At 60.0% G+C, this 11,957-nt stretch carries 11 protein-coding genes; all 11 read left to right on the top strand.

Annotated features, from left to right (window positions below; translation table 11 throughout):
• Positions 1-94 precede the first annotated feature (94 nt).
• The gene (locus tag ONB25_00055; GenBank protein ID MDZ7391280.1) at positions 95-898 is read left to right on the top strand and encodes a class I SAM-dependent methyltransferase; all 804 of its coding nucleotides are present in this window, start codon (positions 95-97) and stop codon (positions 896-898) included.
• A gap of 10 nt (positions 899-908) precedes the next feature.
• The gene (locus ONB25_00050; GenBank protein ID MDZ7391279.1) at positions 909-1,919 is read left to right on the top strand and encodes an NAD(P)-dependent oxidoreductase; all 1,011 of its coding nucleotides are present in this window, start codon (positions 909-911) and stop codon (positions 1,917-1,919) included.
• Positions 1,912-2,571, top strand: coding sequence for a class I SAM-dependent methyltransferase (locus ONB25_00045; protein ID MDZ7391278.1), 660 nt, complete (start codon positions 1,912-1,914; stop codon positions 2,569-2,571). The genes ONB25_00050 and ONB25_00045 overlap by 8 nt, the downstream gene beginning before the upstream one ends.
• 9 nt (positions 2,572-2,580) lie before the next feature.
• Positions 2,581-3,321 (top strand): acyltransferase, encoded by a 741-nt coding sequence (locus tag ONB25_00040; protein ID MDZ7391277.1) that lies wholly within the window; start codon positions 2,581-2,583, stop codon positions 3,319-3,321.
• Positions 3,318-4,301: a flippase-like domain-containing protein gene (locus ONB25_00035; GenBank protein ID MDZ7391276.1), complete on the top strand. Its 984-nt coding sequence runs from the start codon at positions 3,318-3,320 to the stop codon at positions 4,299-4,301. Before ONB25_00040 ends, ONB25_00035 begins: the two co-directional genes overlap by 4 nt.
• A gap of 184 nt (positions 4,302-4,485) precedes the next feature.
• On the top strand, positions 4,486-7,629 hold the full coding sequence (locus ONB25_00030; protein ID MDZ7391275.1) for a PKD domain-containing protein: 3,144 nt from the start codon (positions 4,486-4,488) through the stop codon (positions 7,627-7,629).
• A 24-nt stretch (positions 7,630-7,653) separates the two neighbouring features.
• Complete coding sequence (locus tag ONB25_00025; protein MDZ7391274.1) at positions 7,654-8,259, top strand: metal-dependent hydrolase; 606 nt, start codon at positions 7,654-7,656, stop codon at positions 8,257-8,259.
• Between the two features lie 25 nt (positions 8,260-8,284).
• Complete coding sequence (locus ONB25_00020) at positions 8,285-9,223, top strand: glycosyltransferase family 2 protein (protein ID MDZ7391273.1); 939 nt, start codon at positions 8,285-8,287, stop codon at positions 9,221-9,223.
• Complete coding sequence (locus tag ONB25_00015; protein ID MDZ7391272.1) at positions 9,220-10,218, top strand: glycosyltransferase; 999 nt, start codon at positions 9,220-9,222, stop codon at positions 10,216-10,218. Before ONB25_00020 ends, ONB25_00015 begins: the two co-directional genes overlap by 4 nt.
• An 18-nt stretch (positions 10,219-10,236) precedes the next feature.
• Positions 10,237-11,193, top strand: a complete 957-nt coding sequence (locus ONB25_00010; protein ID MDZ7391271.1) for a glycosyltransferase family 2 protein — start codon at positions 10,237-10,239, stop codon at positions 11,191-11,193.
• A 34-nt stretch (positions 11,194-11,227) separates the two neighbouring features.
• The coding region (locus ONB25_00005) for a hypothetical protein (GenBank protein ID MDZ7391270.1) at positions 11,228-11,957 on the top strand (730 nt) is incomplete at its 3' end.

Here is an 11,957-nt window from a genome sequence, read left to right as displayed (position 1 = left end):
TGTGATTGGAGGTTTCCGGAAAAGTGCCGGTTGTGCCGTAAGAAGAATGTGAACTCCAACATGTGTGCGGGAGCTCTCGTGGCAGGAGAAGAAGATGCAGAATGATGCCTGGCAGTTGCAGATGTTCCGGCGCTCGCTGAAAAAGCGCGCCAAGATGCGTACGCTCATCAGCATGCTTCCTGAGCTTGACAACCAGCGCTGTCTGGACGTGACCTGCGGGGACAACACGGGATCGCTGAACTACTACTTCCGCGCCCGTGGTGGGCGGTGGACATCGGCAGACCTGGAGGGGAGGAACTTGCCGGTGATGATGAGTCTTCTCCACGCCCGAGTCCTCCACTTGGACGAGCGCCACTTCGCCTTTCCCGACGATACGTTCGATGTGGTGGTGTCCATTGATTGCCTGGAACACCTCCAGCAAGAGGGCCCTTTTCTTGCCGAGCTCTATCGGGTCACCAAACCGGGCGGTACGGCGATTGTCACCGTGCCGAATGGTGACGGCCGGCTCTTGGTCAACAAGGTCAAGAAGTTCATAGGCATGACCCCGGACAAGTATGGCCACGTGCGCCCTGGTTACACCGCGGATGAGTTGGCCGCAGTCGTAAGCCAAGTGGGGTTCGTGGTGGAGAAGCATGCGGGTTACTCGCGCTTTTTCATGGAGTCGCTGGAGCTGCTGATCAACGCGACGTACGTGTTGAAGATGAAGAAATCGGAGGTTCCGGACGGCGTGATCGCCCCCACGTCGCAGGAGGAGCTCAAGACCCACGGTCTGTCTTACAAGCTGTACAGTCTTGCCTACCCGGTGCTATGGTTGATATCGCGTCTTGACCACGTGCTGTTCTGGGGCGGGCATTATGCAGTGGCGGTGCGGGCGGTCAAGCCGAAAGTACAAGGTTAATGAGGTGACGATGAAGGCACTGGTCACAGGAGCGGGAGGTTTTATCGGCAGTCATCTGGTGGAGCGGTTGGCTGAGAAAGGCCACCAGGTTGTTGCGCTGGACCTGCATTTTCCGCCGGAGCTGGCGGAGTTTGACGGGAGTGTGGAGGCGGTCACCGGGGATTTCCGCGACGAAACATTGATGCGGCGGTCCCTGTCTGGCTGCGATGTTGTGTTTCACTTGGCCAGCGCGCACTTGCAAAGCCACCTGCCCGACAGCGAGTACTGGGCCGTGAACGTCCATGGCCTGCAGCGGTTGTTGGAATGGAGCCGCGACGCTGGGGTGGAGCGTTTTGTCCACACCAGCACCGTGGGGGTGTACGGACACATTGAACGACCGCCGGCTACGGAGGAGACTGAGTGCCGTCCGCAATCGATTTACGGCGAGACCAAGCTGGCGGGCGAGCGCGCGGCCCTGCAATTTGGCCGTGATCACGGTCTGCCCGTGGTGGTGCTGCGGCCGGCCTGGGTGTACGGGCTGCGGTGTCGGCGCACAGAGCGCCTCCTGCGCATGCTTGGCAAAGGGCGCTTTGTCAAGTTCGGCCCATGCCGCAACCTTCGCCACCCGGTTTACATCGAGGACATGCTTGATGCCTTTGAACTGGCAGCGCATAATGCCCAGGCCGTGGGGGAGGTCTTCATCGTGGCGGATGAACAGGCCCTTACCACCTCGGAGCTTCTGGCGGCCATGTGCGAGGTGCTGAGGGTGCCTGAACCCAAGCTACGCCTCCCTCTGGCCCCGATGCACGCGGTGGCTTCCTTGGCAGAAGCGGCGGGTAAAGCGCTTCATCGCGAGCCCCCTTTTTCGCGGCGCAGCCTGGAATTCTTCACCACCAACAATGCCTTCGACATCAGCAAGGCGCGCCAGGTCCTGGGCTTTGCGCCCAAGTACACATTCCACGAAGGGGTAAAGGCCACGGTGGAGGCTATGCGGGTGGCTGTAGGAAACCAGCGTCCGTTGGAGGTGCCCGCTGATGCCTGAGGCCCAGACCCTGAAGCGCGCAGCGGCTCGCCACTTCGATAGCTGGGCCGATCACTACGAGCAAGGGCGGATGAGCCGTTGGTTTCGCCACTTTCAGTCCATGGTGATTGCCGCCGCGGCACCACACCCTGGGCAGCGCCTCCTGGACCTCGGCTGTGGCACCGGTTGGGCAGTGCGGACCATTGCCCGCCAGGAGCCGCGCGCTTTTGCCTGCGGGGTGGATATTTCCCGCGTCATGCTGAGGCAGGCCCGTCGCCTTTGCACAAGTGCCAAGATCGGCTTTGTGCAAGCCGACTCTGAGCACCTTCCTTGCGCCGATGCCTCCTTCGACGTGGTCATCTGTTCCAGCTCATTCCATCATTACCCGAACCCTGTGGCCTCGCTGCGGGAAATCCTCCGCGTGCTCAGGCCTGGGGGAGTGTTTCTCTTGTTAGAGACCAGTCGGGAGGCGTTTTGGCCCATCGCTTTGTACGATTTTGTGCAGCGAAGCTTTCGCCGCGACCATGTCCGCTACTACGCTACACCGGAGATCGTCGCTTTCATGCGCGCTGCGGGTTTTCAGGAGGTCACCGAAGTGATGCGCGAGAGGGGTTTTTTTCGGCATGGTAAGCTGGTGACGTCTGAAGTGCTGATCCGGGCAGTGAAGAGGTGAGACGGTCAAATGCCTAAGCAGAAGCTGCATCGCGCCATAACAGACGAGTCGCAGTCGGCGCTCCGCCGTTATCAGATGCTGGCGCTGGGCAGCACGCGCTTCCTGGACCTGTTGAAGTATGAGCTGATCATCACCCTCACCAGCTGGGTGCCAGGCGCTTTCGGCTATTGGTTGCGCAAGAAGTGTTACCCCATGCTCCTGGGTAGCTGTGGCAGGAACCCGATATTTGGCCAGCATGTGACGATCCGGCACGGGAGTAAGATCCACTTGGGCGACAACGTAGTAGTGGATGACTTTGTGGTTCTGGACGCCAAGGGGGAGGGTAACGCCGGCATTACCATTGGCGACAATGTAATTCTGGGTCGGTACTCGGTGTTGAGCTGCAAGGACGGGACAATTCGCGTGGGCAACAATGTGTCGCTGGGCGTGGCCTGTGTGATTCACTCGGTGGGGGCAAGCAGCGTGGTCATCGGGAATGATTGCCCCATTGCTGCCTACTGCTATCTCATTGGCGGGGGGAACTATCGCTACGATCGCGTGGACATCCCCATTATGCAGCAGGAGGCCTATTCTAAAGGCGGGATTGTAGTTGAAGACAACGTGTGGATCGGCGCCCAGGCGGTGGTGCTCGATGGTGTGACGATTGGCAGTGGCAGCGTGGTAGCTGCGGGCGCTGCGGTCTACCGCAATGTGCCGAAGATGAGCATCGTGGGCGGGGTCCCAGCCAAGGTGGTGAGGAGGCGTGCGTGAAAGGAGGTGCGGTTGCCCAGGAGGACGAGGCACGCCGAGCCAGACGACGGCTGGTGCTGTTGGCGCTCAGAGCAGCGGTGAGCCTCCTCCTCATTGGCCTCCTTTTTCTGCGCGCCAATGTGAGGGAAATCTGGAGCGCCATGCGCCAGGCAGAAGCCGGGCCGCTCGCTGCGGCCTTTGCCCTCCTCTTTGTGGGCTACATCATTAGCACGCTGCGCTGGCAGTTCTTGCTCCGCGCTCTGGAAATCCACCTGCCCTTCCGTTCGCTCCTGGCTTCCTACTGTGTGGCCATCTTCGTCGGTAACTTCTTGCCCAGCACCGTAGGAGGCGATGCGGTGCGTGCGTACGACACGGTGCGCCTGTCCGGACGCAAGGGGGCTCCGATTGCCGCGGTTCTTGTGGATCGACTTCTTGGCGTATTAGCTTTGGTGCTGTTTGCCGCTCTGGTAGTGGTTGGTGGCGCCAAAGGAGAGGTGGCCCTGCCCTGGCTGCGCGTGGGGATCCTCCTGGGCTTGGTCGCAGTGGTAGCACTCGTGGTCTGGATCTTTGCCGGGCGCAAGGAAGCAGGAGGTGAGGTAGACCCACCTCTTTCTGGTGCGCAGCGGGGACTAGCAGGGCTCGCGCGCCGATCGATTGCCGCATTCCGTGCCTTTGGCGGCAAGACCTCGGCCCTTGGCATGGGAATCGGCTACTCTCTTCTTCTTCAGGCTAACGTCGTCCTCCACTTCTACCTCATCGCCAAAGCTGTGGGCATCAACCTGGGGATCGGGCACTTTTTCTTCGTTGTGCCTGTGGCAACTCTCCTCACCATGCTCCCCATTTCCATCAATGGCATCGGCATCCGCGAGAACGCCTTCGTCTTCCTCCTTAGTCCGTTTGGAGTCCCTCCTTCCACGACCATCGCCTTCACCTGGATCGGCTTCGGGATGATCCTCCTGTACGGCGCCATGGGCGGCGTGGTCTACGCCCTGCGTCGCTGACCAGCCCAATTACGAGAACGGGCAGCCTGATACACGCCTGTAATTGGGTTTTCAGAGTCCGGAAGGTGGCAAGCGCTATGGTTTCCGGGGCATAGACGGTTACGAAATCTTAACGAGCCTTGGTACGCCTCTTGTCAGTGTTCCTGGCCGGAGTCATGTGGAGCTGACTTAGGAGGTAGGAGCAATGAAACAACGACGTCTTGCAGGGAACACCGTGTTCGAGGGCCGCCTGCTTGTGCCCATTTGCATGGGAATTTTCTTGGAGGCGCTGCTCGGCGCGTGGGTACCTGCCGTCTGCGCAGGGGAGGTGCTTAGCACGCAGGGGACCAAGTTCTACTTAGATGGCAAGCGCTTCGATATGTGGGGCGTCCGGACAGTGAACGCACTGTGGGATGAGGAGACCACCGCGCGCTTCCTCGAGGCGCTTCCCGAGTACAAGCGCCACGGGGTAAACACGGTGGGCATCAACCTGCAAGGGGGACACCCTGGCTTTGAGCGCGACCCAAGTACCGGCAAGTGGTATTCCAACAGCGCTTTCAACAGCGACGGCTCGCTAAAGCCCGAGTATATGGGCCGGCTGCGGCGCATTCTGGAGCGGACCAAGGAGCTAGACATGGTGGTGAACGTCGGCTACTTCTACCAGCGCCAATGCCGGAAGGCAGCCCTGACGCAGGGATTGGATCGCGACCACTGGGACAGCGACCAGGCCATCTACCGCGCCGTACGAGAGGCGACCGCCTGGCTGCGGCCCTACCGTCACGTTTTTTTGGATATTGTCAACGAATTTGGGCACTCGGGGTATCAGTACCCGGAGGTCTTTCCGGACCGTGCTGCTGTCTCGCAGGAGGTGCTGATCGCCAAAGCGAAGGTGTTGGTAGACTTAGTTCACGAGGTGGACCCGGAGCGCCTGTGCGGCATCAGCCCCATATCAGACAAGGGAATCTTGAACATCCCGGGCATGAACGTCGCTTTTACTCACGGGCACCCGCAGCCACACCTGTCTGGAAACATGCCGCAGGTCAACAATGAGCAACTGAATCGTGGCAGCAACGGTGTCTATGATGAGGCTACGAAGGCCACAATCATGGCCGAAGCGCTACAGGAGCGGGACAACGGCAACTACTGGTTTTGGCACAGCGAGTGGATTCAGTATGTGCCCTGTCATTTCGGCGTGCAGGGCAGTGGTACCAGTGGGGACCCTGGCGATGGGTGGATGTTCCGCTTCATCGCGCAAGCATCCGTAGCCCTAGTTGCCCAGATCGTGCGCCCCGTAAGTGGTCTGGTTCAGGCCGGCGTGCCGATCGATTATGAAGGTGAGGCCTATGACCCTTCCGGCGCTCCCATAACTGACCCAGGAGCCTTCAAATGGTTTCTCACCGAAGTTGGCGGACAACTGGCAATGGACCTCGGTGGAGGACGGAGCGGGAGCGTGCAAATCCCGAGGGCGGGGAGTTTTCGTCTGGTGCTTGACGTATCGCACAGCGGACAAAGCAAGAGGATTGACAAACTCTTGATCGCAGGTGACGCCACCACGGCTGACTTCCCGATTGGCGTCGATGGGGTGTACCCGTCGCTTGCCTTGGATGGGTTTGGACGCGTCCACCTGGTTTACGCAAACGTCGACGGTGTCCACTATATGTTTTACGACCAGAACGGTTGGAGTCCCGACGAGCGAATCCCGAACTCCGGAGGGGCTGACACAAGCCTTCGCCAAGCTCCGGACGTCGACGTGGACGGTTTGGGCAACCCCCATGTGGTGTGGGGAGACCCGGTGGGCGGTCTTCATTACAGCACGCGCCAGGGAAGGCAATGGAGCCAGCGCGTTGACCTTGGAGCCGGTCGGGATAACAACATCGTCGTGAGCAATGATGGCACGGTATATGTCGTGTACCGGGGGTACACCACAGGGGAATTAGCCGAGGTGCATGCGCGGCGCAAGGCTCCAGGTGCTGCTTCCTTCGGTCCGGTGGAGAAGCTTTATGGGGACGGCAGTGATCGCAATCACTGTTACCCTACCGCCACCCGCGATGGCCAGGGGCGCATCTACGTAGTCTGGCGCTGGGACGACTACAACGGAACAAGCTACGATCTGTTTATGACTACATGGGACCGGGGAACGTGGAGTGTGCCGGTCGCGATTGAGAGGGGCGACAAAAAGGTCGGCGAGGGGATCGATCTCACCATTTCGCCCTTGGGATCGCCCTATGTGGCGTACTACGATGGGTGGGTGCGCGTCATCTATGCCAAGGACGGGCGCTGGGAGATGATACGCACGCCCTTGGAGTACGAAGCGGCACGCCCGGACCACCAGCCGGAAATTGCGGTGGACGGCACCGGTAAGGTGTACGTGGTGAGCTCGCAAGGTGACAGGGAACAGATGCGGCCTGAGAGCAGAGTGGTGTATACCGTGTATGCCCCGGGGAGCGGGTGGAGTACCCCTCAGCCCATAAGCGTGAGCGTAGACCAGGGACACGGTCAGGCCGATGCGGTAGCTCTGCAGAATGGGGTCTTTGTGGTATGGAAGGACATGCGCGGTGGGCTCTACTACCGCATACTGGGCGAAGGGAGGATGACGCTCAACCAGCCGCCAGTAGCGCGCATTAGCGCCGAGCCGCGTAGTGGGCCTGTGCCGCTCACAGTGCAGTTCCGGGGCGACGGGTCTTACGACCCAGACGGGCAAGTGGTGTCCTACTACTGGGAATTTGGGGACGATAAGACGTCACGAGAGGCCAACCCGGTTCACACCTATGAGCAGGCTATGGGCTATGAGCCGCGCCTCTACGTGACCGACGACCGGGGCGCCACCACTATGGAGATTGCTTACGTGGAGGTCACACCCGGAGCGAGCGGCGGCCTGGTGGAAAACTTGACCCCTTCTACTTATCGCCTAGCCTACGTCCGCGAAGGCGAGCCCTACTACGTAGACCGCGACTACCGAGTAGTAGATGTGCCCCGAGCATACGAGGGGTTGCTATGGATCAAGACTCGGAACGCGGACAAAGGGGACCCTTCGCTGTCGGTGCGCTTTGTGGTGCGGGAGCGCACCCGGGTGTATGTGGTGCATGATGGCCGTGCGACACCCCCGGCGTGGCTTGCCGATGGCTTCGTGCGCACGGGAGATAGCATGCAAGTGAGCGACACCGGGAATAGCGATTTTCGCATCTGGCAGAGCAAGCGCCAATACCAGGCGGGCGAGCAGGTGACGCTCGGACCGAACGGGACGAGTTCCGGTTCCTGCAGCATGTATGTGGTGTTGCTCCGCCTTGAGGAACGAATGGCCGATTTGACGCCGCCAGCTCGCGTGACGGGCGTAACCGCCACGCCATGACAGTGCGGCCAGCGCCGCCACACTATGCCGAGCCCTGTTGCCCATTCGCTTGTGGCCATCGCGCTCTACCGTCGCATGCCTTCCCGCCGGTGCAGTGGAGCGCGTTGGTGTCTTCTGGTGGTCCTGATCCTGGTGGCGAGTCTTCCCGACGCAGACTTTCTCCTGGGGCTCGCCATCGGCGATGCCAATCGCTACCACCACCAGATGACCCACAGCCTTAGCTTCTGTGCGGGGGCAGCGGTGGCCCTGGCGGCGTTGCTGAATAGAGTGTGGCCCTTGGGGCTGAAGAAATGGATTGGGCTGAACGGTATCCTGCTGGGCGCACACCTTGGGCTGGATGCGTTGACCGCCGACACGGCCGCACCCTTCGGCCAACCGCTGCTGTGGCCATTCTGGGATGGATACGTGCACCTTCCGGTGACGATCCTGTTGGATGTGAGGCGCAAAGGAGCGACGCCGGAATTTTTTCCTAGCCTGCTCAGCCTTCACAATCTGAAGGCTGTGACTTTGGAAGTTGCTCTACTCGTTCCATTGGCGGTGCTGGCAGGTCGTCGGGGTCCCGATGGGAGGAGCAAAAAGACTAGCGAGTGCCTAGGGCATCGTGCACAGGCAGAGGAGACATACACGTAAAGGCTCACCCCGACCGCAGGTCTCGGTGGTGGTACCGCTCTATAACGAAGTGGACAACGTGCGTCCCTTGGTTGAGGCGATTGTGGCCACGTTGCGCCGTGAGCGGCTGGGGTATGAGATTATCCTTGTTGATGATGGCAGCACCGATGGCACTAGTGATGTGCTCCGTGAGGTGCAGGCACAGTACGATCACATCGTGGTCATTCGTCTGCGTACCAACTTTGGTCAATCCCCAGCACTGGCTGCGGGTTTTGCCCGCGCGCGAGGTGAGGTGGTGGTGACCATGGACGGCGATCTCCAGAACGACCCGCGTGACATCCCCCGACTCCTCGAGACCCTTGAACAGGGGTATGACGTGGTGAGCGGATGGCGCAAGAAGCGGCAAGACGGCTTCCTCATTAGGCGCATCCCCTCCATGCTCGCCAACCGCCTGGTCTGCCGAGTAACTGGTGTGTTCCTCCACGACACCGGCTGTGCACTGAAGGCATATCGGGGCGAAATTGTTAGACGTATTCACCTCTACGGCGAAATGCATCGCTTCATTCCGGCCTTGAGCAAGATGGAAGGGGCACATATTACCGAGCTGGTGGTGCGCCATCACCCGCGTCGCTTTGGCAGGTCCAAGTACAATCTCAGCCGCACGTTCCGGGTTATTCTCGATCTACTCACACTCCATCTGCTGATGCGTCACGTGCGGAACCCGCTGCGTTTTTTTGGGACCATTGGCGTGTCGTTCGCTCTGGCTGCCGCGGCGGCAGGAGTGGCCACACTGATCCTATTGGGCATGAAGGCAGACGTATACTCTTTGAACGTGCTTCTCACCCTTGTTTTTCTGCTGCTTGTCTCTGCCTTCCAGTTCTTTTTTCTCGGCCTGGTTGCCAAGTTGATTGTGGAGACAGGGCGGCGCAGGGACGACTACTTCTTTGAAGTGGACTCTGCCGCGCGCCTTGGAGGTGTACGATGAAAGGGCTCGAGGAAGGGATGGTTATGGGTCTTGCGGACGAGGCGTCGCCGAAGGCACGCACGAGGGTGCCTGCCATCTCGGTGATTGTGGCCCTTCGCAACCATGCCTCCCTGTTGTCTTCTTTGTGTGCGGACCTGCTGGCCGTGCTCAAGGAGCTTGGCGGTCCGTTTGAAATTGTCCTTGTCGACGATGGGAGCACTGACACCACCTATGCGCAGGCGGAGCTCTTGGCGCGATCCCATCGCTCGGTGAAGGCGGTGCGCCTGCGTTCCACATTTGGCGAGGGCTCGGCCTTTGACGCAGGGCTAAAGGTGGCGCGCGGTCGGACCATCGTCTACATGGCGGGTCGGGTGCTGACCGATCCTCACGGTGTACGCGCCTTGGTGGAGAAGCTGGCTGAGGGAGCGGACTTGGTCATGGCCTGGCGCCACCCCAGGCGCGATTCCCGCATCAACCGCGTGGTGTCCTTTGTCTTCAACCAGCTGGTAAATCGGCTGGCAGGCCTCCAGCTGCACGATATCAATAGCGGCATGTTCGCCACGCGCCGAGAGGTGTTGGACGACCTTCCGCTGTACGGTGACATGCACAATTTCTTGCCGGTGCTGGCCGCCCGCCAAGGGTACAAGGTGGCAGAAGCTAAGGTACAGCAGCTCCCCGGCACCTTCCGCAAGTCCATTTACCCTGAAGAATACGTGCGCCGACTTCTGGACATTATCACGGTGCTGTTTTTGACCAATTATGCGAAAAAGCCGCTCCACTTCTTGGGGTTTATGGGCGGCATCTTTGCCCTCGTGGGCGCACTCATTGAGCTTTATCTTTTTGTCTACCGTGTGTTGGCTATCGGGCCGATTGCTGGCCGTCCTTTGCTTCTCCTCGGTGCCTTGCTCTTGGTCATCGGTCTGCAGATGATTTCCATCGGCCTCATCGGCGAAATGATCATCTTCACCCACGCCAGGGACATCAAGGAGTATAACATCGCCGAGATCATCGAGTAAGCGGCGGGAGAGATACGCGTGAAGCTCATAATCCAGATCCCGTGCTACAATGAGGAGCACACCTTGCCTATCACCTTGCAGGCCCTGCCCAAACAGGTGGCCGGCGTAGATGAGGTGGAGGTGCTTGTGATCGACGACGGCAGTACCGATCGCACCGTGGAGGTGGCACGGGCTCATGGTGTGAACCACATTGTCCGACTCACCAAGAACAAGGGCCTGGCCGAGGGGTTCATGGTGGGGTTAGATGCCTGCCTCAAGTTGGGGGCAGACATCATCGTCAACACCGATGCCGATAACCAGTACTGCGCCGCCGACATCGAGACGCTCATTCGGCCCATCCTGGAGGGTAAGGCGGAGATGGTCATTGGCGACCGCCGGATAAACGGTCTGGCACACGTTCCTTTTGTGAAGAAGAAGCTTCAGCTGCTGGGGAGCTGGGTCGTACGACAGGTCTCCGGCACCAATATACCGGACGCGACCAGCGGCTTCAGGGCAATGAGTAGGGACGCGGCTTTGCGCCTTAACGTCATCTCCAACTTTACGTATACCCTGGAGACCATTATTCAGGCGGGGAAGAAGAACATCGCTCTTGCCCATGTTCCGGTGCGCACCAACAGCGCGCTGCGAGAGTCGCGCCTTTTCCGCAGCATTTGGGCCTACGTGCGCAAGTCGATTGGGACTATCTTCCGCATCTACACCATGTATGAGCCCTTGCGCATGTTCATGTACATCGGCTCGTCGATCTTCGGCGTGGGTGTCCTCATCGGCATCCGCTTCCTCTACTTCTACCTCTTTGCGGGAAGAGGCGGCGGACATATCCAATCCCTGATTTTGGCCGCCATTCTGATCATTGTCGGCTTTCAGGTCTTTATGATCGGTTTGTTGGCGGACCTGATCGGAGCCAACCGGAGGCTCATTGAGGAGGCGCTTTACCGCATCAAGAAGGCAGAGTTGATTCTCACAGGCAGGAAGTGAGGGAGGGTTGGGTGATGCGTGAGGCTGCGGGCGTATGAGGGTTCTCTACATCGCCGGTAGAGAGGAAGGGTACTCCCGTACGCGCAATGTGCTCAAGGCCCTGCGCATGAACGGCGTAGAGGTGATCCCCTGTTTCCCACCTGACCGCTCATTCCGGCATTATCCTGGCTTGCTCTGGCGCGTGCTGCGCAACCGCCAGCCTTACGACCTCGTCTTGGTCGGTTTCTACGGCCAGCTCCTGCTGCCGTGGGTGCGGCTGCTCGCCAAAGGGCCAATCCTGTACGACATGTACATCACCACCTACGACACGATGGTGTTTGACCGAGGGGTAGCTGCGCCGGGCACCCTGCGCGCCTGGCTGTTCGGACTGGCCGACCGGCTTTCCATGCGCCTGGCGGACATGGTGGTGTTGGAAAGCCAAGACCACATCGACAGCTGCGTGCGCCGCTTCAAGATTCCGCCGCAGCGCTTCCGCCGCGTGTTTCTGGCGACCGACGAAGAGGTCATCCGGCCGCGAGCCGTCGAGAAGGAAGCGGAGGAGTTCCTCGTCCACTTTCACGGCGAGTACGCACCCTTTCACGGTGTGAAGTACATTCTTCTGGCTGCCCATCTGCTCCGGGGTGAAGGTGTCACATTCCAGATCATCGGTCGGGGCATCACCTATGAAGCCGATCGCCGGCTGGCCGAGGAGCTCGGGCTGCGTAACGTGCGCTTCCTGGACAATGTGCCCTTTGAGGAGCTGGCGACCTATATGTCACGGGCGG

It is taken from the genome of candidate division KSB1 bacterium (assembly GCA_034506335.1).
Classification (GTDB): domain Bacteria; phylum Zhuqueibacterota; class Zhuqueibacteria; order JANLFK01; family Oleimicrobiaceae; genus Oleimicrobium.
The sequence above is the reverse complement of the archived record's forward strand: the minus strand, read 5'-3'. Positions and strand labels throughout refer to the sequence as shown.

Coding starts and splice junctions, on each gene's coding strand:
- ONB25_00055 (MDZ7391280.1), top strand. CDS start 95: ATGCAGAATGATGCCTGGCAGTTGCAGATGTTCCGGCGCTCGCTGAAA.
- ONB25_00050 (MDZ7391279.1), top strand. CDS start 909: ATGAAGGCACTGGTCACAGGAGCGGGAGGTTTTATCGGCAGTCATCTG.
- ONB25_00045 (MDZ7391278.1), top strand. CDS start 1,912: ATGCCTGAGGCCCAGACCCTGAAGCGCGCAGCGGCTCGCCACTTCGAT.
- ONB25_00040 (MDZ7391277.1), top strand. CDS start 2,581: ATGCCTAAGCAGAAGCTGCATCGCGCCATAACAGACGAGTCGCAGTCG.
- ONB25_00030 (MDZ7391275.1), top strand. CDS start 4,486: ATGAAACAACGACGTCTTGCAGGGAACACCGTGTTCGAGGGCCGCCTG.
- ONB25_00025 (MDZ7391274.1), top strand. CDS start 7,654: ATGCCGAGCCCTGTTGCCCATTCGCTTGTGGCCATCGCGCTCTACCGT.
- ONB25_00015 (MDZ7391272.1), top strand. CDS start 9,220: ATGAAAGGGCTCGAGGAAGGGATGGTTATGGGTCTTGCGGACGAGGCG.